Below are 25,204 nucleotides of genomic sequence, written 5' to 3' on the forward strand. Positions count from 1 at the left end.
GCTCACCAAGACAGAAAACGCCATGAGCGAACGAACGACTTCTGCAAGCTGGGCGATGGGAATTGTCAAAGCACTGGAAATGGACGGCCTGGATTGTCGGGTTTTGTTCAAGCAGCTAGGGCTCGACTACGCGGCACTGGATGATCCGGATGCGCGCTTCCCGCAGGATTCCATGACGCGGCTGTGGCAGCGCGCGGTCGATTTGTCGGGTAACCCGGCGATCGGCCTGAACATGGGCAAGGTGGTGCGGCCTGCGCAATTCCACGTGGCAGGCTACGCCTTGATGTCCAGTCAGACCCTGGCCGAGGGCTTCCGGCGTCTGGTGCGTTTTCAGCGCATTATCGCCGAAAGTGCCGACCTGAGTTTCAAACTGCTTGATGATGGCTACGCGCTGATTCTGACGGTGCATGGTGATCATCTACCGCCTACCCGACAAAGTGCAGAAGCTTCGCTGGCCTGCGCGCTGGCCCTGTGCGGCTGGCTAACGGGGCGGACATTGCAGCCGCGCAAAGTGTTGGTTCAGGGTGATCAACCGGCCAATCTGGAACCTTACAAGCAGGCCTTTCATGCGCCTCTGGTGTTCAACGCACCGTACGATGCGCTGATCTTCGAGCGTTCGGACATGGAAGCACCGTTACCGACGGCCAACGAGGCCATGGCGTTACTGCATGACCGTTTTGCCGGTGAATACCTGGCGCGCTTCTCGGAAACCCGCGTGACCCACAAGGCGCGGCAGGTGTTGTGTCGTCTGTTGCCTCAAGGGGAACCCAAGCGCGACGCCGTGGCGCAGACGCTGCATTTGTCCCAGCGAACCTTGCAGCGTCGTTTGCAGGAAGAGGGCACGAGCTTCCAGGTGTTGCTCGACGATACCCGACGCGAATTGGCCGAGCAGTATCTGGCGCAACCGAACATGACCTTGCTGGAAATTGCCTATCTGCTGGGTTTCGCCGATCCGAGCAATTTCTTCCGCGCCTTCCGCCGCTGGTTCGACGCCACGCCCGGCGAGTACCGGATGCGGCTATTGCAGGCACCTGCGGCGATCAATGACGCCAAAATGCCGGAATACACAGCACAAACACAGTAATGATCTCCAGTCGGCCCAGCAGCATGCCGAACGAGAGAATCCATTTGGCGGCGTCCGGCAGGGTGGCGAAGTTGCCTGCCGGGCCGATGGTTTCGCCCAAGCCCGGGCCGACGCCGGATACGGTGCTGGCCGCGCCGGTCAAAGCGGTCATCCAGTCCACGCCGAGCAGCGACAGCAGCAGTGCGATCACGCAGATGGTGATGGCGAAAAAGAACGAAAAGGTCAGGATCGACCGCACGATCTCTTCATCGAGCCGGTGGCCGTTGTACTTTTGCTTGATCACCGCCCTCGGGTGAATCAGCTGGTTAAGGTTGGCCTTGAGCAGGATATAGGCGACCTGGAAGCGGAAAATCTTGATCCCGCCAGCGGTCGATCCCGAGCAACCGCCGACAAAGCCTAGATAAAAGAACAGCATCAACGAGAAATTACCCCACAGGCTGTAGTCCCCCAGCGCAAAGCCGGTCGTGGTTACGACTGACGTCACGTTCAGCGCCACATGCCGCAGCGCGTCCAGCCAATGCATCTGGGTGGTCCACCAGTACCAGGTGCCGAGCACCAGCCAGGTCACCAGCAACATACCGAGCAAACCCTGCACCTGTTGGTCCTTGATCAGAGCCCGACGGTTGCCCCGCAACATGGCGACGTACAGGGTGAACGGCAGGGCACCGAGAATCATGATGACGATCGCCACCCAATGCACCGCAGGCTCCGGCCACTTGGCCAAAGACTGGTCGGAGGTGGAGAAACCGCCGGTGGAAATCGCCGACATCGCGTGGTTGATCGCATCGAACGGGCTCATCCCGGCCCACCAGAACGCCAGGCTGCCGAAAATGGTAATGCCGACATAGGCTGCCACGATCAGGCGCGCCACCATGTGCGAACGGGGCATGACTTTTTCCGAACGGTCCGACGATTCGGTCTGGAACAGCCGCATGCCACCGATACGCAACAGCGGCAGAATCGCGACCGCCATGCCGATAAAGCCGATGCCGCCGATCCAGTGCAGCAACGAGCGCCACATCAGGATGCCGGGGGACATGGTGTCCAGGCCGTTGAGCACGGTCGCACCGGTGGCGGTAATGCCGGACATGCTTTCAAAGAAGGAGTCGGTGTAGCTGATGTGCTGAGTCAATAGAAACGGCAGCGCAGCAAAGATGCACACCACCAGCCAACTGCTCACGGTCAGCAGGTACATGTCGCGCGGGCGTAAATGTATGTGTTCGGGGCGCCCCGGAATCACCAGCGCCAAACCGGCGACAAAGGTGATCATGCTGGCCCAGAGAAACGAGGGCAGGTCGCTGGTGCGATCAAAGATGACCAGCGTGGCCATGGGTACGACCATGGCGATTGCCAGCGTAATCAGGAAGATGCCGATGATGAAACCAATGATCCGTAAGGTCGGCAACGCCATGAGGTCCGCTCGGCTGAAATGAGGAAGGGCGCCATTCTACCCGCGGGGCAGGCCATGTAAACCGCACTGCGATGGTAGTTACAGCTAGAATAGCCGCACAAATTTTTCAGGAGGTGGCCGATGCAGGCTCTCGACGCTTTGCTCAACCGTGTTTCCGTTCCACGATTGCTTGATCCGGCACCGACCGCCGAGCAGCGTGAAGTGCTGTTTGCCGCCGCCATGCGGGCACCGGACCACGGCCATTTGCAACCCTGGCGCTTCCTGACGGTGGAGGGTGCGGCGCGTGAGCAGATGGGCGAGTTGCTTGCTGAAGCGGCGAAACTGCAGGACAGCGAAGTCTCCGAAGCGGCCATCGACAAAGCGCGCAACGGTCCGTTGCGGGCGCCATTGGTGGTGGTGGTGATTGCTCGCGTGCAGGATCACGTCAAATACCCGAAGTCCGAGCAACTGTTGGCGGCGGGTTGTGCGGCGCACGGGATTTTGCTGGCGGCGTACGCACAGGGTATAGGGGCGGTATGGCGTACCGGTGACCTGGCCTATTCGCCGCATGTGGCCAAAGGTTTGGGATTGGCAGAAGGGGAGGAGGTGATTGCTTTCCTGTATCTCGGTACACCGCAGAAAGAACCGCGAGTGGCCGAGAAGGTCGACTTGGCCGAGTTCGTCAGCGCCTGGCCCGGTAATAAAGCCTAAAGATCAACAGATCTTTTTTGCATCGCCACGGCGCTTACAACGCAGCGATGGCTCCGGGCACTAACGGCAACTCCAGGCTCGCAATAAACCCGCCCTCAGGGTGATTGGCCAGCACCAGGGTGCCGCCATGCCGTTCCGCAGCACGGCGCGCAATGGCCAGCCCCAGGCCATGGCCACCCGCCGTCTGGCCCGGAGCGCGGTAGAACGGCTCACCGAGCTGATTCAGGTGCTCGGCGTTAACCCCTGGCCCATGGTCGCGCACGGTTACCACAATGCGATCGCCATGGCGCAACGCCTGCATCTCAATCGGTAGCCCCCCCACCGGGTTGAAGCGCAATGCATTGCGCAAAAGATTGTCCACCGCCCGTTCGATCATGGTCGGCCAACCCTTGAGGTTCAGTTGCTGCTCGGCTTCGAGATGAACCAACTGATCTGGCGAGCCCAGTTGCGCATCCTTTTGCAGCGTATTGAGCAAGGCATTGAGGTCCACCTCTTCCGCACTCGCGTTGTCGGAATCGACCCGCGCCAACACCAGGATTTCGCTGATCAGCGCTTCGAGGCGATCGCATTCGCGGGTCAGGCGGGGCCAGAGTTGTTCGCGTTCCTGTGGGTTGGCCCGTTCGGCTAACGCCAGGGCGATGCGCAGGCGGGCGAGGGGAGAACGCAGTTCGTGGGACACATCGCGCAGTAATTGCCGCTGGCTGCCGATCAGGCTTTGCAGGCGTGCACCCATGCGGTTGAAGTCGTTGGCCAGCACGCCAAATTCATCGCGGCGGTTGGCCAGTTTCACCAGGCTGTTTTGCTGATAGGTGGTTTGGCCAAGGTCATGCACCGCGCCACGCAGACGGCTCAGTGGGCGGGTGATGGAAAAGGTCACCAGCAGACTGAACAGGGTCAGTACCACCAACGCGATACCCAATGCGCTCAACGGCCAAAGCAGGCTCTCACGGTGCCAGGCGTCCAGTTCGGGGTGGGGGATGCGGTAGATCAGCAGGTAGGTGTCACCGGTTTTTTCGCTGGTGAATTCATCGGTCAGGCGCCGCCATGGCAGGCGTCGGTCTTCATTGTTTTGCCGCGCTTCGAACGCTGCGGCGCGACGCGGGAACGTACCGCGCACCACCGGGTCGCCACTTTCGTTGAGCACCTGAACGTCGATGTGGTACTGGCGTTTGCGTTGCTGAAGAAGGTCCTGAGCGGCTTCCTCACCCTGGGATTCGTAGGTTTGCGTCCACTGTTCGGCCAAGGTGTTGAGGCCCGGGTGGCGGCTGAGAATCCATGCGTCCTGATTGAGCATGTGCCCGAGCAGAATGGACAGCCCCGCGACCAGAGCGATGGCCAGCCAGAAGCTGGCCAGAATACGCCAGAACAATGAACGCACAGAAAATCCTCAAGCAAACACATTCCAATGCAGGAGCGAGCTTGCTCGCGATAGCGTCGGCACATTCAATATCGATGTGACTGAAAAAACGCCATCGCGAGCAAGCTCGCTCCTACAGTTCCTTTTTCTGAAGCTGTCAGACCCAACGGCGTGTAGCCGTCGGGTCCGGGTTTAACGCATTATTGCGCCTTTTGCGGTTGTTGCGCTTTCCACGCTTTGAATTCAGCCCATTCAGCGCGACGTTCAGCCTGCTTTTTCTGGATTTCGTCAAACTTCTTCTGTTGGTCCGGCTTCAGCAGGGCGCGCACATCCGCTTCTGCTTTCTTATGGTTCGCGGCCATCTCGTCTTTCAAGGCTTTCTGATCCGCTGGCGAGAGTTTCTCCAGGTATTTGTCGACCACTTGCTTACGCTCGTGCATCTGCTCGCCCATGATCTTGCGGATCTGCTCACGCTGTTCGCGGCTCAGGTCCAGCTGGCTGTACGGGCCTTTGCCGTGCATACCGTGCATCTGACCGCCATGGCGCGAACCGTCCATCGATCCATCCATCGGGCCTGCGCCTTCAGGCATGGCCATGGCAACAGTCGGCAGGGCGGCAGCGAACATCAGAGCGATAAGAGTCTTGCGCATGGTGTATCTCCTTGTTTCATTCCCGGTACGTTCCGGATGAGTACAGAATACGGAGATCAAGGTCAGCGGCGGTCAGCGGAGTGTAAGGCTTGGGTAAAGATGGTTTTCTATGTCCCTGACAAACAACCCTGTAGGAGCCGGCTTGCTGGCGAAGGGGCCTTGAGGCCACCGAAAGCTTCGCTGGCAAGCCAGCTCCTACAGGGGGCGTGTTTCGTCAGAGGCTGTAGTAGTAACCGCGACTGCGAAGGGCAACGATGCGCGGTCGGCCATCGGCGTGCGGGCCGATTTTTTTGCGCAGGTTGCTGACGTGCATGTCCAGGCTGCGGTCGTACAGGGTCAGCTTGCGGCCGAGGGCGATTTGCGCCAGCTCCTGTTTGTCCAGGGGCTCGCCGGGTTGCTTGAGCAAGGCTTCCAGCAGGCGGCTTTCGGAGACGGTGAGGGTGTATTCCTGTTGATCGATGCTGACCACGCCGCGCACCGGGCTGAAGCACAAATCTCCCAGTTCAATCTGGCTGGACACTGCCGCCGGATGGCTGCGGCGCAACACGGCACGCAAGCGGGCGGTCAGTTCTCGCGGGTCGCAGGGTTTGGCCAGGTAATCATCGGCGCCCAGTTCCAGTCCGAGGATACGGTCCAGCGGTTCACCCCGGGCCGAGAGCATGAGCACCGGCAAATCCGGGTGATCCCCGCGCAACTGCTTGAGCAGTTCCAGGCCGCTGCCGTCGGGCAACATCACATCCAGCACCACGGCCGCCGGGGAGGTTTGCGCCAGCGCACGTCGGGCACTTTGGCCATCGTGGCAGGCGCGAACCTGAAATCCTTCCTGGCTCAGCCAACTGCTCAGGAGCTCACACAGCTCCTGGTCATCATCAATCAGTAACAGCTCGCTCATGACTCACTCAATTTAGCCATTGTCGACGTTTTCGACTTGCCCCACTGGCGAAGATACCGCAGAGCAGCGCCAATAGCGCTACACCGGCGCCGATCACGAACCATTGTTGCTGATCGGTCAGCAAGCGCGGAATTGAACTGCCGGCCTGGGTTTCCTTGAGTTGCAGCTTCAGGCGCTGGTTCTCTTGGCGCATCCGGGCCAGTTGAGCGCTTTCGCGTTCGCCATCGGCATTTTGCAGTTGTTTGCTCAGTTCTTCCCGTTGCCGCTCGCTGTCTTTCAAGCGTTGCTGCAACTCATTGATCTGGCTGCCGGCGCTCAGGGACAGCGGCGTGGAATTGCCGCCCTCGGTGCTTTCTTCACCGTGGGCGGGTGCCACGATCGACAACGTGACCAACATCAGACACAACGGACCCTTGCGCATCGCGACTCCTGATTCCAATACGAGTATTGGGCAAGTTGTCGGCCGGCAAACGAGAATAATGAGCGATTGAGAACGCGATGAACCAATAAGGTTCACCGCGTAGAGGGGGGTTACGGCAGGACTTGCTTGAACGGCTTGACCAGAACGTTGGCGTAGACGCCTGCGGCGATGTACGGATCCGCGTCGGCCCAGGCTTGTGCGGCGCTCAGGGAATCGAATTCGGCGACGATCAGGCTGCCGGTAAAACCTGCTGCACCTGGATCATTGCTGTCGATCGCCGGGTGTGGACCGGCCAATACGATGCGACCTTCACCTTTGAGCGCCTGCAGGCGCTCCAGGTGTGCAGGCCGTGCGGCCAGGCGGGCTTCCAGGGAGTTGGCGACGTCTGTGGCAATGATTGCGTAAAGCATGTCAGTCCTCGGTTTTAGGCGTTGTGGTATCGGCATCGTGCAGATGGCGGGACAGGTAAATGCCCTGGCCGACCAGGAACAGCAAAGTCATGCCTAGGCTGCCGAAGACCTTGAAGTCGACCCAGTAGCTCTGGAAGGTGAACGCGACAAACAGGTTGGCGGCACCGCAAAACAGGAAGAATACGATCCAGGCGATGTTCAGGCGCGTCCAGACCGGCTCCGGCAGGGTCAGCGCGTGACCCATGATGCGCTTGATCAGCAGGCTGTCACCGATGAAGTGACTGCCGATGAACGCCAGCGCAAACAGCCAGTTGACCACCGGGGCTTTCCATTTCAGGAAGGTCTCGCTGTGGAAGGCCAGGGTCAGGCTGCCGAAGACCAGGCAGGCAATCAGCGTCAGCCATTGGCTCTTCTCCAGCTTGCGCTGTTTGATGAACAGCGTGCCATACACCACCAGCGAACTGATGATCAGCATTGCCGTGGCGCTGTAAATACCGCCTACAGTTACCTCGTGGCCGGCAATGTCGACGACCCGTGGATCGATTTTGAAGACGATGAAAAACAGCAGGAGCGGGATGAAATCGATGAATTGTTTCACAGTGGCAGCCAGAAGCAGGATGTGGCGGCATAATAACAAACATATGGGCGCGCGATAGCGCCAGCTGATTTGAGGTTACAAAGCCCTGTGAATGTTGATTTGCACTGCCATAGCACGGCCTCCGATGGCGCCCTGGCGCCTGCGGTTCTGGTTGCGCGTGCGTTCGAGAAAGGCGTGCGAGTCCTGGCCTTGACCGATCACGACACCCTCGAAGGCCTCGCCGAAGCCCGGGAAACGGCGAATGCGCTGGGGATGCAACTGGTCAACGGCGTCGAATTGTCCTGCACCTGGGGCGGCGCGACCATCCACGTGCTCGGCTATGGTTTCGACGTCAACGCCGCGCCGCTGGTCGAAGCGATCGCCAGATTGCACGATGGCCGCTGGTTGCGATCCGAAGAAATCAGCCGAAAACTAGCGCTCAAAGGCATGCCGGGGGCGCTGGAAGGTGCCCGGTCAATACAACAGGAACTGGGCGACAGCGGCAACGCACCGGCCCGCCCGCACTTTGCCGACTGGATGGTGCGCGAAGGTTACGTCAAGGATCGCGCCGAAGCATTTCGCAAATGGCTGGGCGCCGGCAAACTGGGCGACGTCAAGCAACACTGGCCGACGCTGGAAGACACTGTCGAAACCCTGCGCGCGGCCAAGGCCTGGGTCAGTCTTGCCCATCCTTGGCACTACGAATTCACCCGCAGCAAGCGTCGTCGCCTGATTGCCGACTATATTCAAGCAGGGGGCCATGCCATCGAAGTGGTCAATGGTTATCAGCCTGCCGAGCAAGTGGGCAGCCTGGCCATTCTGGCCCGTGAGTTCGGTCTGCTGGTCAGCGCCGGCAGTGATTTCCATGGCCCGGGGGGCTGGTCAGAGATCGGTGAATATCGCCCGCTCCCAGAGGATTTGCCGCCACTTTGGTGTCGATTCAAACATGACCCAGTTATTGCCGCCGTCTGAACAGGTAGAGAATGTGAGTCAATTTTTCCAGATTCATCCGGAAAACCCGCAAGCGCGCCTGATCAAACAGGCGGTCGAGATCATTCGCAGCGGCGGGGTGGTGGTTTATCCTACTGACTCGTCCTACGCCATTGGTTGCCAGATCGGCGATAAAGTCGCCGTCGAGCGCGTGCGCCGTTTGCGCGGGCTGGATGAAAAGCATAACTTTGCGCTGATTTGCTGCGATCTGTCACAACTCGGCCTGTTTGCCAAAATCGATACCGGCACATTCCGTCTGCTCAAGGCGCACCTGCCGGGGCCGTATACCTTCATTCTCAATGCCACCCGCGAAGTTCCGCGGCTGCTGCTGCATCCGAAAAAGCGCACCATCGGCCTGCGTGTCCCGAGCCATCCGATTGCCCTGGCGCTGCTTGAAGAGCTCGGTGAGCCGCTGATGAGCGTGACCCTGATCATGCCCGGTGATACCGACCCGTTGACCGACCCTTACGAAATGCGTCAGATCCTGGAACATCAGGTTGACCTGATCATCGACGGCGGTTTCGGTGGTATCAAGGCGTCTACCGTGATCAACCTTGCCGACGGCGAGCCTGAAGTCATTCGTGTCGGTTGCGGCGACCCTGCGCCTTTCATGGCCGAGGCGTAGATGTCTGCTGTAGAGCCCGTCGACAGTCAGGCCGGTGCCCAGCAAGAACTGCCCTTCGCCATGGTCTATGGCCAGGCGGTCCTGGAAATGCCGCTGGACCTGTACATCCCGCCGGATGCGCTGGAAGTCTTTCTCGAAGCTTTTGAAGGCCCGCTCGACCTGCTGCTGTACCTGATTCGCAAGCAGAACATCAACATCCTCGACATTCCGGTGGCGGAAATCACCCGCCAGTACATGGGCTATGTCGAGTTGATGCAGTCGGTGCGCCTCGAACTGGCGGCTGAGTACCTGGTGATGGCCGCGATGCTGGCCGAAATCAAGTCGCGAATGCTGTTGCCACGGGCTGAAACCATTGAGGAAGAAGAAGACGATCCGCGCGCCGAACTGATCCGCCGCTTGCAGGAATACGAACGCTTCAAGGCGGCAGCCGAAGGCATCGATGGCCTCAGTCGAGTCGGTCGTGATGTGGTGGTGCCCAGGCTCGACGCCCCTGAAGCCCGGGCACGCAAGCTGTTGCCCGATGTGCGCCTGTCGGAGCTGTTGCTGTCCATGGCCGAGGTCCTGCGCCGTGGCGACATGTTCGAAAGCCATCAGGTCAGCCGCGAGGCGCTGTCGACGCGCGAACGCATGAGCGATGTTCTGGAGCGGCTCAAGGGCGGCGGTTTCGTGCCGTTTGTCGAGCTGTTCACCGCTGAAGAGGGACGCTTGGGGGTGGTCGTGACCTTTATGGCGATTCTCGAACTGGTCAAGGAATCTTTGGTCGAGCTGGTGCAGAATGAGCCGTTCGCAGCGATCCACGTGCGGGCCCGAGCCGAATAACGAGTTGAATCATGAACCTGAGTGAACCCCGCGAGCTGGCGCCATTGCTTGAAGCCTTTCTGTTGGCCTCGGGAAAGCCGCAATCCCTGGAAAGCCTGTTCGAACTCTTTGAAGAAGCCGAGCGGCCGGAGCCACCGGTGTTCAAGAAGGCCCTGACGATTTTGGCCAAGTCCTGCGACGGCCGTGCTTTCGAACTCAAGGAAGTGGCCTCGGGGTATCGCCTGCAAATCCGCGAAAAATTCTCGCCGTGGGTCGGGCGTCTGTGGGAAGAACGTCCGCAACGCTACTCCCGGGCCATGCTCGAAACCATGGCGCTGATTGCCTATCGCCAGCCGATCACCCGGGGTGAAATCGAAGACGTGCGGGGCGTGGCGGTCAACAGCAACATCGTCAAGACGCTCATGGAGCGCGAGTGGATCCGCATCGTCGGTTACCGAGACGTGCCCGGCAAACCGGCAATGTTCGCCACCACCAAAGCGTTTCTCGATCACTTCAACCTGAAGAACCTCGACGACCTGCCGCCGCTGGCCGAACTGCGCGAACTGGAACCCGATCCGGTGCTCGATTTCGACGACGCGCCGGTGCCCGCCGCTCTGCAAGCGCTGGCCGATGCCAGCCCCGAGCCTGGAGAGCCAAAGGAAGAAACCAGTTTCCATACGCTGCTTCAGGAACTGGACAGTATGGAGGAGGGGATCAAGACCGACTTCGATGATTTGTTGCGTGACAGTGTGTCGCCTGAATTCGATTCGGAAACTTCGGATGTCGAACCAGACGTCGAAGTGGCACAGCCCAAGCCTGAACCGGAAGGCGAGCCAGCCCCGGAAATTGAACCGGAGCAGGAAGACGACATCCTCGGCGTTGCCGAGGCCCGGGAAAAACTCCTGGCCGCCGTTGCCGCCCTCGAACAACCGAAACCCGAGCCAGAGCTTTCGGACGAAGAGGCCGAAGCCCGGGCACTGGCCGAAGCCATCGAAGCCGAACGCCGCGAATTCGAAGACTGACCACAACCCTGTAGGAGCCGGCTTGCTGGCGATGCGGCCAACGCGGTGTCTGTGAAGGACCGCGGTGATGCCATCGCCAGCAAGCCGGCTCCTACAAAGGCTCGCGATCACCGACCGGCGGAAAAACAAATAACCTTGCCTCGATCAGCTAGTCTCTGATGCGCAAACGCCCTCATGCGCGTATGATTCGCGACCCTTCGGCGATCCCTCGCCCAGGAACCCAGATTTACATCGCTTCAGGCAACGCCTGAACAGACCACACCGGGAGGTGCCCAGATGAGTATCAAAGACCAGAAAGACGACCAGGAAATCGGCCCAGCAGGCGAAAAACTGCAGAAAGTCCTCGCCCGTATCGGCGTCGGCTCGCGCCGTGACGTGGAAGCTTGGATCAGTCATGGCCGCATCAAGGTCAACGGCAAAGACGCCACCCTTGGTCAACGTGTCGACATGCACGACGCCATCACCATCGATGGCAAGGTGATCAAGCGCGAAGAGGCCGCCGAGTCGGTCCGCCGCGTGATCATGTACAACAAGCCCGATGGCGAAATCTGCACCCGCGTCGACCCGGAAGGCCGTCCGACCGTGTTCGACAAGATGCCGCGCCCTAAAGAGGGTCGCTGGATCAACATCGGTCGTCTGGACATCAACACCACCGGTCTGCTGATGTTCACCACCGACGGTGAGCTGGCCAACCGCCTGATGCACCCTTCCTACGAAATGGACCGTGAATACGCGGTACGTGTGCGTGGCGAAGTCGATGACGAGATGATCGAGCGTTTGAAGGCTGGTGTAGTCCTTGAAGACGGCCCGGCCAAGTTCACCGACATCAAGCAGGCGCCAGGCGGCGAAGGTTTCAACCACTGGTATCACTGCGTGGTGATGGAAGGTCGTAACCGCGAAGTGCGTCGCCTGTGGGAATCCCAGGGCCTGGTGGTGAGCCGTCTGAAGCGTGTGCGTTTCGGTCCGGTGTTCCTCAACTCTGACCTGCCGATGGGTCGCTGGCGCGAAATGAGCCAGTACGAAGTCGACATTCTGAGTGCCGAGGTCGGCCTGACGCCGGTCGCGATGCCGCAGATGAACGCCAAGAGCAAAGACAAGCTGGACCGGATGCAGCGTAAATCGTCGCGTCCAATGGGCAAGACCGAGCGCGTGCGTACCTTGCGTCCCGCTGCTGGTGGCCCGGCTGCTCCAGTTGCGCCACGTGCAAATCGTGAGCCGCAGATCGAAGGCGAGCGTCCAGCCCGCAAACCAGCCGCCCGTCAGGACGGCGAGCGCGGCCCACGCACACCGCGTCCGGCCAATGGCCGCACCGAGCGTGGTGAGAGCCGTGGTACGCCGGTGGCGGATCGTCCGGCCGATACCAAGCGCCCGGCCAAGCCGGCGTCGAAGCGTCCGGGCATCAGCCTGGTCGACGGTGACAAGCCTTCGGGCAAACGCCGTGGCGCACCGGCCGGCTCCGGTCAGCGTCCGGGCTTTGGTCGTCGCAAGCCGGAGTAATCGGCTGAGCGCTTCATGAAAACGCCAACCTTCGGGTTGGCTTTTTTTTGGACCGGCTTTTATGACTGTGTTGTTATTGAGGGCGCCTTTGCGATCAGGCTCGCTCCTGCAAGGCATCATATTTCCATCAAGCACTTCGGTCCGCTGTAGGAGCGAGCTTGCTCGCGATGGCGTCAGTGGCCTCGCCGCGCAATCCAGTGTGGAAACAAGAATTTACGCCGCGTAAAGAAATCCTGACAAAATCTCCGGGGTAACCCCGTAAATTGGCCAATGGCTTAGCTCCGTAAGAAAACTCTTACATGTCAAAGCCTTCAAACCTCCTTCCAGCCCTCTAGCCCGCTTGTTTCACCGCTCCAGTCAGGGTGTCATGCGCGCCATGCCTGTCGTGCAGGTGCATAACAAAAAGGAGGCGCAATGAACGCCGCAATCCGTTTCCCGTTCTCCGCGAGGTGCATTTTTTCTGCCGCCTGCGTCAATGATCCGCAAGGGTCAGACCCCGTATTTGCAGCCGCCCGAGCCTCTCGGGGCGGACACAGGCAATCCCGGCCATAGACACGCTTGTCCAGCGGGTCTGGCAGCAGGGGGTTACAGGTGTACAATGCGCCGCGTTTTACCTGTGACCTCCTGCGCATCTGCGCAAACCTCAAGGCTATCCGCCTTGTTCACTCCGCTGCGCCACAAGCGTATCGGGTTCGATTTCGTCACAGATAAAAACAAACAGGTGACGTATGACCGTTGTAAATACGCTGAACTCCTGGTGCCTGCGCTGGGGTTTGATCGGTGCCGCTTGATGTCTTTGCCAAGCAGCAACGTTTTCTGAACATCATCAAACCTTGCGTGAGACCCTTTTCATGAGTGGACAAAACCCGCAATCAGGCGAGCTGAAACGCGGCCTGAAAAATCGCCACATTCAACTGATCGCCCTCGGTGGCGCGATTGGTACCGGTTTGTTTCTCGGCTCGGCCGGGGTACTGAAATCCGCCGGTCCTTCGATGATCCTTGGTTACGCCATCTGCGGCTTTATCGCCTTCATGATCATGCGCCAGCTGGGCGAAATGATCGTCGAAGATCCAGTGGCCGGTTCCTTCAGCCACTTCGCGCACAAGTACTGGGGCGGCTTTGCCGGTTTCCTGTCTGGCTGGAACTGCTGGATTCTGTACATTCTGGTGGGCATGTCCGAGCTGACAGCCGTCGGCAAGTACATCCACTACTGGGCGCCGGACATTCCGACCTGGGTCTCGGCAGCGGGCTTCTTCGTGCTGATCAACGCCATCAACCTGGCCAACGTCAAAGTGTTTGGCGAGGCCGAGTTCTGGTTCGCGATCATCAAGGTCGTGGCGATCGTCGGCATGATTGCCCTGGGCAGCTACCTGCTGGTCAGCGGTAATGGCGGCCCGCAAGCAGCGGTCAGCAACCTGTGGGCCCACGGTGGCTTCTTCCCGAACGGTGTCAGCGGTCTGGTGATGGCCATGGCGTTCATCATGTTTTCCTTCGGTGGCCTGGAAATGCTCGGTTTCACCGCAGCCGAAGCCGACAAACCGAAAACCGTGATCCCGAAAGCCATCAACCAGGTGATCTATCGGATCCTGATTTTCTACATCGGTGCCCTGGTGATCCTGCTGTCGTTGACGCCATGGGACAGCCTGCTGACCACCCTCAACGCCTCGGGTGATTCCTACAGCGGCAGCCCGTTCGTGCAAGTATTCTCGATGCTGGGCAGCAATACTGCCGCGCACATCCTCAACTTCGTGGTCCTGACCGCGGCGCTGTCGGTGTACAACAGCGGCACCTACTGCAACAGCCGCATGCTGCTGGGCATGGCCGAGCAGGGTGATGCGCCGAAGGGCCTGGCGAAGATCGACAAGCGCGGCGTGCCGGTGCGTTCGATCCTGGCCTCGGCCGCCGTGACCCTGATCGCGGTACTGCTGAACTACCTGATCCCGCAAAACGCTCTGGAACTGCTGATGTCGCTGGTGGTAGCCACCCTGGTGATCAACTGGGCGATGATCAGCTTCTCGCACTTCAAGTTCCGCCAGCACATGAACAAGACCAAACAGACGCCGCTGTTCAAGGCCCTGTGGTACCCGTACGGCAACTATGTCTGCCTGGCGTTCGTGGTGTTCATCCTCGGCGTGATGCTGTTGATTCCGGGGATCCAGACATCGGTGTACGCGATTCCGGTGTGGCTGGTGTTCATGTGGGTCTGCTACGGCATCAAGAACAAGCGCAGTGCGCAACGCGTGTTGAATAGCGCTGCCCCTGCTGTGAAGTAAGCGTCTCGCTTCGACAAACAACCCGGCCATGCGCCGGGTTGATTGTTTCTGGGTTCATACAGCAAATTCAGAAACAGCCTACAACCGATATTTCACTTTTTGTCTTAGGCTGCCTCTCCGAACACAAAGGAGGGGTGTATGGCCAGCCACAGCTATATGAGCATTACCGGAAAGCGCCAAGGTTTGATTTCTGCCGGTTGCTCCGGTCTTGATTCTCTCGGTAACAAATTCCAGATCGGACACCAGGATGAAATCCTGGTGCTGGCTTATTCACGTGAAATGCTTGCGGGTAATGACGGCAGCGTGACAGGTGGGCGCGGCAAGCACCTTCCTATCATGATTACCAAAGGCATCGACAAGTCGTCACCCTTGCTGGCCAGTGCGCTGCATGAGGGAGAAGAGGTTGATTGCAAGATCAATTTTATCGAACCTCTTCGGTGGGCGGTCGGGAACGGTATTACTCAATACACCTGACCGGGGCGCGTATCGCTCATATCAGCTTGCAGGTTCCCCACGCGATTCGCATGAATGACGCTGAGCCGCAAGAGCTAGTGTCCATTCGTTATAGGGACATTGCCTGGGCGCATGTTCCAGGCGCCACAAGTGCTTATAGTACTTGGGGGGAATGAGGGTGAATGAAGGGGCTTGCGATATTCACGACGTCACCAGGTCGGCTTCCGATCTGGTTGCACTTGGATGCAGCATAGGCCTGGCGCATATTCCTGATGGCTTTGCGCGACTTCGATTTGGTTCGATGGTTTCTGCCTATGTTGATGAAGTTATTCAGGCGGTTGATGAGGGGGTTATTAGCGCTTGGCAAGCGTTGGAGGAAATAAGAGCCGAATACGAGGGCTTGTCATCTAAGGCGCGCTTTTATCTTCAAAATGGTGTTGGGGTTGTGGCTGGGGCGATGCAGATCAGGACGGGTGTTTTGGTCATTGGCAGCCCAGGAGCACTAGGTGCTGTTCCGGGGGGGCTGATGGTGGGGCATGGTGTTAATAATATCTATGAAGGTTTGGGGAATATTTATCGCGGACCGGATGCTCCAAGCACGGTTGGGCCTGTTAGGGGGGCTATAGGGCCATATTCGATGATAGCGAGGGGGACATGTTTTACTTCTCCGTGGACTTGCTTCTTTCTGCTATCGGTGTGTTTAGACCGGTTTCAAAGCCAGGATCGGTTGAGTTGTTCAGGCGTGATCCAATTAATTATGAGAGGGCTTATCATCAGATGGGGAAATTGGCTTTATCTTTTGAGGTTTTGGTTGATGCTCTTACGATGAAATCGATGCTGTCAGAGTAGGTTCTGTAAACAGGAGGCTGCTGTTTTAACTAAATCTCAGTACTAATTATATCACGCCCCGCATTCTTGGAGTGTAGAGCTTTAAACCGATAATTACAAGGAGTGTGTATGTTGTTGCGTGGATGATGTTTAGGTGGCTTTTATCTAAATGAATTATTTCTTTTATCCCGAGCATGATAATTCCAGAAGGAAGGACGGAGCAGGCCAGAACTAAAAGTGTAACCGAGATGTAATATCGAATGTTTTCAAGATTCATTAGCTATCATATCCTTCTGATAAAGTCCCAAAGATTAGTACGGTTACTCAAGACAAATCAACTTTTCATCAGTAGACGCAAGAGCAGTTATTGTAAACGAATTTAACTGTTGGCGATGCCTGGTTGCCCGGTTTTCCATGACAAGCCGTTATCTGTGGTCCCACGGTGATTTCTCCCCGAATGGTGTCATGGGTCTGGTAATGGTCATGGCTTTCATCATGTTTTCCTCCTGACCTCAGCTGCCGTGACCCTGATCGCGCTACTGCTGAACTACCTGATTCCGCAAAACGTGTCGCTGGGTGTATGCGATTCCGGTTTGGCTGGTGTTCATGTGGATCTGCTACGGCATCAGGAACAAGCGCACTGCGCAACGCGAATTGAATAGCGCTGCCCCTGCTGTGAAGTAAGCGTCTCGCTTCGACAAACAACCCGGCCATGCGTCGGGTTGATTGTTTCTGGGTTCATACAGCAAATTCAGAAACAGCCTACAACCGATATTTCACTTTTTGTCTTAGGCTGCCTCTCCGAACACAAAGGAGGGGTGTATGGCCAGCCACAGCTATATGAGCATTACCGGAAAGCGCCAAGGTTTGATTTCTGCCGGTTGCTCCGGTCTTGATTCTCTCGGCAACAAATGCCAGATCGGACACCAGGATGAAATCCTGGTGCTGGCTTATTCACGTGAAATGCTTGCGGGTAATGACGGCAGCGTGACAGGTGGGCGTGGCAAGCACATGCCGATCATGATAACCAAAGGTATCGATAAGTCATCACCATTGCTGGCAAGTGCGCTGCATGAGGGTGAAGAAGTTGATTGCAAGATCAATTTTTATCGAACCTCTTCGGTTGGCGGCCAGGAACGGTACTATTCAATACACCTGTCAGGTGCGCGTATCGCTCATATCAGCTTGCAGGTTCCCCACGCAATTCGCATGAATGACGCTGAGCCGCAAGAGCTAGTGTCCATTCGTTATAGGGACATTGCCTGGGCGCATGTTCCAGGGGCTACCAGTGCCTATAGTTCTTGGGGGAATGAAGGTGAATGAGGACCCTTGCGATATTCATGATGTAACCAGATCGGCTTCCGATCTGGTTGCAGTTGGTTGCAGTTGGTTGCAGCATAGGCATGGCGCATATTCCTGATGGCTTTGCGCGACTTCGATTTGGCTCGATTGTCTCTGCCTATGTTGATGAAATAATTCAGGCGGTTGATGAAGGGGCTATTAGTGCGTGGCAAGCCGTGCAGGAAATAACAGCTGAATATGAGGACTTATCGGCGAAGGCGCGTTTCTATCTACAAAATGGTGTTGGGGTTGTGGCAGGGGTGATGCAGGTGAGGACAGGGGGCGCGATTTTCGTAGGCTCGACAGGGTTTGGTTCGATACCGGGCGGACTCATGGTTGGGCATGGAGTTAATAATATCTACGAAGGTTTGGGGAATATTTATCGCGGGCCGAATGCTCTAGGCACGGTTGGGCCTATTAGATATTTTTATAGGGATATGTTGGATGAAGAACGGGGGGGGCATGGTTTACTACTCAACGGACTTGTTTCTTTCTGTAGTTGGGGTGTTTAGGTCGGTGTCAAAGCCCGGTTCGGTGGAGTTGTTCAGGCGTGATCCAATTAATTACGAGCGAGCTTGTCATCAAATGGGGAGGTTGGCTTTGTCTTTTGAAGTGATGGTTGATGCTTTTACGATAGATTCGATACTTTCAGAGTAGGCTTCTTATGTGTGTCGTGAAGTGGTGTGATAGGGTGTGAGTTTCGCTTATATTACGCCACGCATTCTTGGGGTGTAGATTATCAAACCAGGAATGACGAGGATTATATATGTTGTCAGGTAGGTGGCGTCTAGGTGGTTTTCATCTATGTGAATTATTTTTCTTATTCCGAATGCAATAATTCCAGCTGGTAGTCCAGAGCAGCCTAAAACTAAAAACGTCACTGAGATGTAGTATCGAATGTTTTCAAAGTTCATTGATCATCATGTCCTGCTGATGTGAGCCACTAGATTAGTATGGCTATTCGAAACAATTAAACGTTTCTTCACTAGGCTAAGAGCAATATTTGTAAATGAATTTGACTGGCAGCGAGGCCCGATGTTAGCGATTCGCCATGATGACCGCTATTGCGAACGTCATTCGCGGTATCCTGAACGCCCTCGAACACGGACGCTTTTCCATGCTGGTGATTTCCAACAACGTGCATCTGCCGGATGCCGAGATCGAGTTGACGGCCATTCGCGCCCAAGGCGCCGGTGGGCAGAACGTCAACAAGGTCTCCAGCGCGGTGCACCTGCGCTTCGACATTCCGGCGTCGTCCTTGCCCGAGTTCTACAAGGAGCGGCTGCTGGCGCTGCGCGATAGTCGCATCACCAGCGACGGTGTGTTGATCATCAAGGCCCAGCAGTACCGGACGCAGGAGCAGAACCGCGCCGATGCGTTGTTGCGGCTGACCGAGTTGATCCTCAGTGCCACCAAGGTCGAGAAGAAGCGCCGTCCGACCAAGCCGACCCTCGGCTCGAAGACCCGTCGTCTCGAATCCAAATCCAAGCGCGGTAACATCAAGGCCGGGCGCGGCAAGGTCGATTTCTAACGGACATCCCGCGTTTCGCGTTGCTTTGGCGCCTGCCGGTACAGGTAAAGGCTCAGCATCAATCCGCTCAAGGCGGCGAAGGCAGCGAACAGGAAGATCGAAGCGAACCCGAACCCGGCCGCAATCGCCCCGGCCAGCGGCCCGGTGATCCCCAGCGACAAGTCGATGAACAGCGAATAGGCGCCGACGGCTGCGCCACGGCTGGACGCCGGCACCAGGTTGACCGCCTCCACGCCCAGTGCCGGAAACACCAGCGAAAAGCCGAAGCCGCTCAGCGCCGCACCCGCCAGTGCCCAATGGGCATCCGGTGCCAGCCACAGCAACAGCAATCCCAGGGTTTCCACCGACAGGCAGGCAATGGCGACGCGAAAGCCGCCGAGGCGGTTGATCAGGTTGCCGAACAGCAAGCGCGCGCCGATGAAGCTGGCACCGAACAGGCTCAGGCACAGCACCGCGTTGTCCCAGTGTTGCGTGGCGTAATACAGGGTGATGAAGGTGGCGATGGTGCCGAAGCCGATCGAACCCAGCGCCAGGCCGCAGCCATGGGGCAATACGCGGCCGAGCACATGCATGAACGGCAAACGTTCACCGACAACGATCGGCGCGGCGGTTTTCGGCCAGGCCAGCAGCAGGCCAATAACGGCCAACAGTACAATGCTCACGCCCATGCTCCACAAGCCCAACTGACTGACCAGCCACACGCCGAGCGGCGCGCCGATTGCCAGTGCGCCGTAACTGGCGATGCCATTCCAGGAAATCACCTTGGCGGTGTTCGCCGCGCCCACCCGGCCGATGCCCCAGCCAATCGAACCGGAACCCACCAGGCTCTCCGCGCTACCGAGTACCAGACGGCCGATCAACAAGCAGATCAGGCTGAGCATCGGCAGGCTTTGCGTCCATGCCGAAATCAACATGAACACACCGCTCAGTCCGCAACCGGCCAAGCCATACATCACTGCGAGTTTGCTGCCCTTGTTGTCGATGATTTTCCCGGCATACGGGCGGCTGAGCAGGGTGGCCAGGTATTGCACACTGATCACCAGCCCCGCGATCACGGCACCGAAGCCCAGGTCGCTATGGACGTAACCGGGCAATACGGCCAGGGGGATGCCGATGTTCAAATAGCCGATAAAGGTAAACAGGACGATGGATACAACTTGCAGCGTGACCGCCAGGGGGCGCTGGTTTTCAGACATGGGTAAAGGTCCACGGGAAAGCAGGATTAGATAGGCTGCTTATGATAACGGTGCCAGCGTTCGTGGGTTGGGAAAAAGTAAAACTATTTGCCGGGCGGTGTCACTCGGACTTGGCGGGCGCGACCAGTTGCGTAGTGACCAGGGCGGCCAACGCGTTTTCCTGGGTACCAAATCGGGCGAGCAAAGCGGCTTGTTTCTCGGGGGAAAGGCGATTCCAGATCTCGATCATTTTCTCGGCGGTGCCGATCAGGACGCTGGCCTGGGCTTCGCTAAATTCATCGGTCATGGACAGGGTCTCGGTTCAGGCAGTGTGGAAAGCGCATGTTAGCGCTTTCCACACGGTCTGTACGGCGGGTGTTTCAGTCTTCTCTGTCAGCCTGGCGGCTGTCAGTGGCTTCTTTCGGCTCGGGCTGTTGGGCGCCGGCTTGCTGCGTGGTCGTCTGCTCAGGTTCGTGCAGGCTTGGGAAGGGGAGATTAGGAATCTCGTGCATGGTTGCGCTCCTCGCTAAGTCTGTTGATAGATCTGGTAGATCCGCGCTTTTAAAAAGCCTGGGCAGGATACAGCAAGAGAAATGACAAACAGACTTTTATATCTATTTGTTTCGACGGAAGGGGTTGTCTAGACAGGTCTGAAGGATCAACACAACACCTTCTGTGGGAGCCAGCAGGCTGGCTCCCACAGAAGGTGTTGCAGTGTTTGTAGGTTATTTGCAAACCTTGGCAATCGCCTCGGCCAGCAGATCCAGGCGCGTGGCATCAATCCCCGCGACGTTGGCGCGACCGGAGCTGACCATGTACACGCTGTGGTGGTCGCGCAGGTTTTTCACCTGCTCCGTCGACAGGCCGGTATATGAAAACATTCCGCGCTGTACCCCGATGTGCGCAAAACGCTCGCGTAGGCCATGCGGCTCAAGCGCTTCCACCAGGCCGCTGCGCAGTTGAGCGATGCGCAAGCGCATGCTTTCCACTTCGTCGGCCCAGAGGCTTTTCAGCTCCGGGGCGCCAAGGATGGTCGCCACGACGGCGGCGCCATGATCCGGCGGGGTCGACCACAAGTTGCGGGCGATGTTGGCCAGTTGGCTGCGGATGTCGGTGAGTTTGTCGGCGTTTTTCGCGCAGACAATCAGCGCACCAGTACGGTCGCGGTACAGGCCGAAGTTCTTCGAGCAGGAACTGGTAATCAGCACTTCCGGCAACTCGGCGGCGAACAACCGGGTCGACCAGGCATCCTGTTCCAGGCCATCGCCGAAGCCTTGGTAGGCGAAGTCGATCAGCGGCAGCAGTTCGCGTTTGCGCACCACTTCCAGCACCCGGCGCCAATCCTCATGGGACAGATCGAACCCGGTCGGGTTGTGGCAGCAGGCGTGCAGCAATACCACGTCGCCTTTGGGGATTTCGTTGAGTACCGCCAGCATTCCCTCAACGTCGAGCCGGTTATCGCTGCCCACGTACGGGTAATGACTGACCTTGACCTTGGCCGCTGCGAAAATGGTTTCGTGGATCGGCCAGGTCGGATTGCTCAGCCACACGCCGCGGCCCGGGAGGCATTGGGCGATAAAGTCTGCGCTCAGGCGCAAGGCCCCGGTGCCGCCCGGTGTCTGGGTAGCGCCGGCACGTTGCTCGGCGATCAAGGTCGAGTCGGCGCCGAGCACCAGTTCGTTGATCGCCTTGCCGAACGCCGGTTCGCCGTGACCGCCGATGTAGGTTTTGGTGGTCTGACGCTCGACCAGCCGTGCTTCGGCCAGTTTCACTGACTGAGGAATCGGCGTCAGGCCCTGGGCATCCTTATAGACACCCACGCCAAGGTCAAACTTGCGTGGGTTCGGATCCTGCGCGTAGGCCTCCATCAGACCCAGAATCGGGTCGCCGGGCACGCGGCCGATGGCGTCGAAGTGCATTACTTGCGGCCCTCGGCGTCCTTGGCAACGATGTCAGTGCGCGCGGCCATGATGAAGTCGTTGCGGTGCAGACCCTTGATCGAGTGGCTCCACCAGGTCACGGTGACTTTGCCCCACTCGGTCAGCAGGCCCGGGTGGTGACCTTCGGCCTCGGAGATTTCACCGACGGCGTTGGTGAATGCCAGAGCGTGTTTGAAGTTCTTGAACAGGAAGATTTTTTCCAGCTGCATGATGCCGTCGCGAACTTCGATGTTCCAATCCGGGATCTGCTTGATCAATACCGGCAGTTCTTCGTCGCTGACTTGTGGAGCATCGGCGCGGCAGGCTTCGCAATGGGCTTGAGTGAGTGCGGTCATGGTGTGTTCCTGAAATCGAATGTTGGGAAATCGGCCCTCAGTGCTACCACGCTAATGCAAAGCGATGGTTTCTGACAGGCTCACTTGATTCTAAAAGCGGCGGATCACGCGGCTTTTGGTTTTGGCGGAAATTTCGGTGCGCGCAGACCCATCTGCATCGCTTGCTTGACCATGCCCATGATGTCTTCGTGAGCGAGGTCGAACAGGCGCTTGAGATTGGGCAGCGCGAAATACAGAGGCTGCAAGATGTCGATGCGGTAAGGCGTACGCATGCATTCAAGCGGATCGAAGGCCTGATGTTCAGGCTCATCCGACAGGCAATACACGGTCTCTTTTGGTGAGGACAGAATGCCGCCGCCGTAGATGCGTTGGCCTTGCGGAGTGTCGACCAGACCGAATTCGATGGTCATCCAGTACAGGCGCGCCAGGTACACGCGCTCTTCCTTGGTCGCTTGCAGCCCCAGCTTGCCGTAGGTGTGAGTGAATTCGGCGAACCACGGGTTGGTCAGCAGCGGGCAGTGGCCAAAGATCTCGTGGAAAATGTCCGGCTCTTGCAGGTAATCCAGTTCCTCGCGGGTACGAATAAAGGTCGCGACTGGAAACTGCTTGCTGGCGAGCAATTCAAAAAAGGTCTGGAAAGGGATCAGCGCTGGCACACGGGCAACTTGCCAGCCGGTGGTTTCACCGAGGACTTTGTTGATTTCGCCCAGTTGTGGAATGCGGTCGTGGGGCAGACCGAGTTTTTCGATACCGTCCAGGTACTCCTGGCACGCACGCCCTTCAATCACTTTCAGTTGGCGAGTGATCAGCGTGTTCCACACCGCGTGTTCTTCGGCGGGGTAGTCGATAAAACCTTGCGCATCGGGCTCGCGGGCCACGTATTGCGTCTGCTTCATGCTGCTCTCCTGCTAGGGGATTCGTTCTTGTTATGTGCTGCTATGGACCTAGAAATACCCCAAGGATTGCGTCGATGCAGCAGGTGGTCGGCGAACTGTGTGGGAAAAATCCTCAAAAATCGTAAAGTTTTCGTTACGAATCGGTGGTCGTCGCGTAGTTGCTGAGATTTTCGGGTTTGAAAAGCGCTGTACCTGTCACATAATCTTGACGACTATCTGAGCGCCCCGACAGAAAAATGCTTGCCTGGGGGCTTTGTAGGAGCCGGCTTGCTGGCGATAGCGTCCTTGGGGGTGTCATCGCCAGCAAGCCGGCTCCTACAGGTTCAATGCCACCCCTTTCATTCAGATCCAGGTCTTTTACATGCGTATCAAAGTCCACTGCCAAAACCGCATCGGCATCCTGCGCGACATTCTCAACCTGCTGGTGGAGTACGGAATCAACGTGGCCCGCGGTGAAGTGGGCGGCGAGCACGGCAACGCTATCTATCTGCATTGTCCGAACCTGATCAACATTCAATTCCAGGCACTGCGTCCGAAGTTCGAGTCGATTGCCGGAGTGTTTGGCGTCAAGCGTGTAGGGCTGATGCCCAGCGAGCGTCGGCACATGGAACTCAATGCGTTGCTCGGGGCGCTGGAGTTTCCGGTGCTGTCGATCGACATGGGCGGCTCTATCGTTGCGGCCAACCGTGCGGCCGCGCAGCTACTGGGTGTCAGGGTCGACGAGGTGCCGGGGATTCCGCTGTCGCGCTACGCCGAAGACTTCGACTTGCCGGAACTGGTGCGCGCCAACAAATCGCGGATCAACGGGCTGCGGGTCAAGGTCAAGGGTGACGTGTTTCTGGCCGACATCGCGCCACTGCAATCAGAGCACGACGACAGCGAAGCCATGGCCGGCGCGGTGCTCACGCTGCACCGAGCCGACCGCGTGGGCGAGCGCATCTACAACGTGCGCAAGCAGGAATTGCGAGGCTTCGACAGTATCTTTCAAAGTTCGAAAGTAATGGCCGCCGTGGTCCGAGAAGCTAGGCGTATGGCGCCGCTGGATGCGCCGCTGTTGATAGAAGGCGAAACCGGCACGGGCAAAGAACTGCTGGCGCGAGCCTGCCATCTGGCCAGCCCCCGTGGGCAATCGCCATTGATGGCGCTCAACTGCGCAGGCCTGCCGGAGTCGATGGCCGAGACCGAACTGTTCGGCTACGGCCCCGGTGCCTTTGAAGGTGCGCGAGCCGAGGGCAAGCTCGGGCTGTTGGAGCTGACGGCGGGCGGTACGCTTTTTCTCGACGGAGTAGGGGAAATGAGCCCGCGCTTGCAGGTGAAATTGCTGCGCTTCCTGCAGGACGGGTGCTTCCGGCGTGTAGGCAGTGATGAAGAGGTTTATCTGGATGTGCGGGTGATCTGCGCGACCCAGGTCGATTTGTCCGAACTGTGTGCTCGCGGCGAGTTCCGCCAGGACCTGTACCATCGCTTGAACGTGCTGTCGCTGCACATCCCGCCGCTGCGTGAATGCCTGGACGGGTTGACGCCCTTGGTGGAGCACTTCCTCGATCAGGCCAGTCGGCAGATCGGTTGCCCATTACCCAAACTGGCGCCGGCGGCCATGGATCGACTCAGTCATTACCATTGGCCGGGCAACGTGCGCCAACTGGAAAACGTGCTGTTCCAGGCGGTTTCCCTGTGCGAGGGCGGCACGGTCAAGGCTGAACATATCCGTCTGCCGGATTACGGCGTGCGTCAACCGTTGGGTGACTTCTCGCTCGAAGGCGGGCTGGATGAAATAGTCGGGCGTTTTGAAAAAGCGGTGCTGGAACGGCTTTATTCAGAACATGCCAGTAGTCGATTGCTCGGCAAGCGCTTGGGTGTATCTCACACAACGATTGCCAACAAGTTGCGTGAATATGAGATCGGCAAACTTGATCGTTTAAAAGATTCTTGAACAAGAATATTTATCCGGCGCTTTAACTTCTCATTTAAAGTGCCAAAACTTCTGCCATTGATCTGAATCATGGAA

General features: G+C 58.0%; 26 protein-coding genes and 2 pseudogenes. 15 read left to right on the forward strand and 13 right to left on the reverse strand.

The window, feature by feature from the left end; translation table 11 throughout:
- Nucleotides 1-22 precede the first annotated feature (22 nt).
- Nucleotides 23-1,084 (forward strand): AraC family transcriptional regulator, encoded by a 1,062-nt coding sequence (locus AD668_RS07525; protein ID WP_082344434.1) that lies wholly within the window; start codon nt 23-25, stop codon nt 1,082-1,084.
- Here the strand turns inward: AD668_RS07525 and AD668_RS07530 are convergent.
- Entirely contained in the window at nt 1,041-2,495 is a 1,455-nt protein-coding gene (locus tag AD668_RS07530; protein ID WP_053156464.1) for a TrkH family potassium uptake protein, read from the reverse strand. The two genes, AD668_RS07525 and AD668_RS07530, sit on opposite strands and share 44 nt — an antisense overlap.
- Before the next feature lie 120 nt (nt 2,496-2,615).
- On the opposite strand from AD668_RS07530, the gene AD668_RS07535 reads away from it, so the two are divergent.
- Complete coding sequence (locus AD668_RS07535) at nt 2,616-3,185, forward strand: NAD(P)H nitroreductase (protein ID WP_053156467.1); 570 nt, start codon at nt 2,616-2,618, stop codon at nt 3,183-3,185.
- Nucleotides 3,186-3,219: 34 nt separating this feature from the next.
- Here the strand turns inward: AD668_RS07535 and AD668_RS07540 are convergent, their stop codons facing one another.
- The 6 genes from AD668_RS07540 to AD668_RS07565 all read right to left on the reverse strand — a co-directional run bounded on the left by AD668_RS07540 (nt 3,220) and on the right by AD668_RS07565 (nt 7,513).
- On the reverse strand, nt 3,220-4,563 hold the full coding sequence (locus tag AD668_RS07540) for a cell wall metabolism sensor histidine kinase WalK (protein ID WP_053156470.1): 1,344 nt from the start codon (nt 4,561-4,563) through the stop codon (nt 3,220-3,222).
- Between the two features lie 179 nt (nt 4,564-4,742).
- Nucleotides 4,743-5,192, reverse strand: coding sequence for a Spy/CpxP family protein refolding chaperone (locus AD668_RS07545; RefSeq protein WP_053156475.1), 450 nt, complete (start codon nt 5,190-5,192; stop codon nt 4,743-4,745).
- Between the two features lie 214 nt (nt 5,193-5,406).
- Nucleotides 5,407-6,084, reverse strand: a complete 678-nt coding sequence (locus AD668_RS07550) for a response regulator transcription factor (RefSeq protein ID WP_053156477.1) — start codon at nt 6,082-6,084, stop codon at nt 5,407-5,409.
- Between the two features lie 7 nt (nt 6,085-6,091).
- Nucleotides 6,092-6,505 (reverse strand): translation initiation factor 2, encoded by a 414-nt coding sequence (locus tag AD668_RS07555; protein WP_053156480.1) that lies wholly within the window; start codon nt 6,503-6,505, stop codon nt 6,092-6,094.
- Nucleotides 6,506-6,615: 110 nt separating this feature from the next.
- On the reverse strand, nt 6,616-6,915 hold the full coding sequence (locus AD668_RS07560; protein ID WP_053156484.1) for a YciI family protein: 300 nt from the start codon (nt 6,913-6,915) through the stop codon (nt 6,616-6,618).
- A 1-nt stretch (nt 6,916) separates the two neighbouring features.
- Nucleotides 6,917-7,513, reverse strand: a complete 597-nt coding sequence (locus AD668_RS07565) for a septation protein A (protein WP_053156487.1) — start codon at nt 7,511-7,513, stop codon at nt 6,917-6,919.
- An 87-nt stretch (nt 7,514-7,600) separates the two neighbouring features.
- Between AD668_RS07565 and AD668_RS07570 the strand changes: the two genes are divergently transcribed.
- The 12 genes and pseudogenes from AD668_RS07570 to arfB all read left to right on the forward strand — a co-directional run bounded on the left by AD668_RS07570 (nt 7,601) and on the right by arfB (nt 18,850).
- Nucleotides 7,601-8,464, forward strand: a complete 864-nt coding sequence (locus AD668_RS07570; protein WP_053156490.1) for a PHP domain-containing protein — start codon at nt 7,601-7,603, stop codon at nt 8,462-8,464.
- A gap of 13 nt (nt 8,465-8,477) precedes the next feature.
- Nucleotides 8,478-9,107 (forward strand): L-threonylcarbamoyladenylate synthase, encoded by a 630-nt coding sequence (locus AD668_RS07575; RefSeq protein ID WP_156322316.1) that lies wholly within the window; start codon nt 8,478-8,480, stop codon nt 9,105-9,107.
- A 120-nt stretch (nt 9,108-9,227) separates the two neighbouring features.
- Nucleotides 9,228-9,926: a ScpA family protein gene (locus tag AD668_RS07580; protein ID WP_172681807.1), complete on the forward strand. Its 699-nt coding sequence runs from the start codon at nt 9,228-9,230 to the stop codon at nt 9,924-9,926.
- Between the two features lie 11 nt (nt 9,927-9,937).
- On the forward strand, nt 9,938-10,927 hold the full coding sequence (gene scpB / locus AD668_RS07585) for an SMC-Scp complex subunit ScpB (RefSeq protein ID WP_053156500.1): 990 nt from the start codon (nt 9,938-9,940) through the stop codon (nt 10,925-10,927).
- A gap of 276 nt (nt 10,928-11,203) precedes the next feature.
- On the forward strand, nt 11,204-12,424 hold the full coding sequence (gene rluB / locus AD668_RS07590) for a 23S rRNA pseudouridine(2605) synthase RluB (RefSeq protein ID WP_053156504.1): 1,221 nt from the start codon (nt 11,204-11,206) through the stop codon (nt 12,422-12,424).
- 851 nt (nt 12,425-13,275) lie between these two features.
- Complete coding sequence (locus AD668_RS07595; RefSeq protein WP_053156506.1) at nt 13,276-14,697, forward strand: amino acid permease; 1,422 nt, start codon at nt 13,276-13,278, stop codon at nt 14,695-14,697.
- 138 nt (nt 14,698-14,835) lie between these two features.
- A pseudogene (locus AD668_RS07600) lies at nt 14,836-15,326 on the forward strand (Hcp family type VI secretion system effector).
- 281 nt (nt 15,327-15,607) lie between these two features.
- A pseudogene (locus AD668_RS30295) lies at nt 15,608-15,706 on the forward strand (hypothetical protein); the annotation flags it as partial.
- Between the two features lie 98 nt (nt 15,707-15,804).
- The gene (locus tag AD668_RS30300) at nt 15,805-15,999 is read left to right on the forward strand and encodes a hypothetical protein (protein ID WP_371259769.1); all 195 of its coding nucleotides are present in this window, start codon (nt 15,805-15,807) and stop codon (nt 15,997-15,999) included.
- A gap of 801 nt (nt 16,000-16,800) precedes the next feature.
- A complete protein-coding gene (locus AD668_RS07615; RefSeq protein ID WP_053156511.1) occupies nt 16,801-17,301 on the forward strand; it encodes an Hcp family type VI secretion system effector in 501 nt (166 codons plus the stop codon).
- Between the two features lie 80 nt (nt 17,302-17,381).
- Nucleotides 17,382-17,831 carry a DUF4225 domain-containing protein gene (locus AD668_RS29855; protein ID WP_256220588.1) on the forward strand — a complete coding sequence of 150 codons (450 nt, stop codon included), beginning with the start codon at nt 17,382-17,384 and terminating at the stop codon, nt 17,829-17,831.
- Nucleotides 17,832-18,436: 605 nt separating this feature from the next.
- Nucleotides 18,437-18,850 carry an alternative ribosome rescue aminoacyl-tRNA hydrolase ArfB gene (arfB, locus tag AD668_RS07625; protein ID WP_008021374.1) on the forward strand — a complete coding sequence of 138 codons (414 nt, stop codon included), beginning with the start codon at nt 18,437-18,439 and terminating at the stop codon, nt 18,848-18,850.
- Here the strand turns inward: arfB and AD668_RS07630 are convergent.
- The 6 genes from AD668_RS07630 to phhA all read right to left on the reverse strand — a co-directional run bounded on the left by AD668_RS07630 (nt 18,847) and on the right by phhA (nt 23,196).
- The gene (locus AD668_RS07630; RefSeq protein WP_053156514.1) at nt 18,847-20,046 is read right to left on the reverse strand and encodes an MFS transporter; all 1,200 of its coding nucleotides are present in this window, start codon (nt 20,044-20,046) and stop codon (nt 18,847-18,849) included. The genes arfB and AD668_RS07630 overlap by 4 nt on opposite strands.
- A gap of 100 nt (nt 20,047-20,146) precedes the next feature.
- Nucleotides 20,147-20,332 carry a hypothetical protein gene (locus tag AD668_RS07635; protein WP_053156516.1) on the reverse strand — a complete coding sequence of 62 codons (186 nt, stop codon included), beginning with the start codon at nt 20,330-20,332 and terminating at the stop codon, nt 20,147-20,149.
- Between the two features lie 73 nt (nt 20,333-20,405).
- Nucleotides 20,406-20,537: a hypothetical protein gene (locus tag AD668_RS29860; protein WP_256220589.1), complete on the reverse strand. Its 132-nt coding sequence runs from the start codon at nt 20,535-20,537 to the stop codon at nt 20,406-20,408.
- Nucleotides 20,538-20,750: 213 nt separating this feature from the next.
- Nucleotides 20,751-21,944: an amino acid aminotransferase gene (locus AD668_RS07640; protein WP_053156519.1), complete on the reverse strand. Its 1,194-nt coding sequence runs from the start codon at nt 21,942-21,944 to the stop codon at nt 20,751-20,753.
- Nucleotides 21,944-22,300: a 4a-hydroxytetrahydrobiopterin dehydratase gene (locus tag AD668_RS07645; RefSeq protein ID WP_053156522.1), complete on the reverse strand. Its 357-nt coding sequence runs from the start codon at nt 22,298-22,300 to the stop codon at nt 21,944-21,946. The genes AD668_RS07640 and AD668_RS07645 overlap by 1 nt, the downstream gene beginning before the upstream one ends.
- A 104-nt stretch (nt 22,301-22,404) precedes the next feature.
- Nucleotides 22,405-23,196 (reverse strand): phenylalanine 4-monooxygenase, encoded by a 792-nt coding sequence (phhA, locus tag AD668_RS07650; protein ID WP_053156525.1) that lies wholly within the window; start codon nt 23,194-23,196, stop codon nt 22,405-22,407.
- 361 nt (nt 23,197-23,557) lie between these two features.
- Between phhA and AD668_RS07655 the strand changes: the two genes are divergently transcribed.
- A complete protein-coding gene (locus AD668_RS07655) occupies nt 23,558-25,129 on the forward strand; it encodes a sigma-54-dependent transcriptional regulator (protein ID WP_053156529.1) in 1,572 nt (523 codons plus the stop codon).
- The last annotated feature ends 75 nt before the right edge of the window (nt 25,130-25,204 follow it).

Source organism: Pseudomonas sp. P1.8 (assembly GCF_001269805.1).
Taxonomy (GTDB): domain Bacteria; phylum Pseudomonadota; class Gammaproteobacteria; order Pseudomonadales; family Pseudomonadaceae; genus Aquipseudomonas.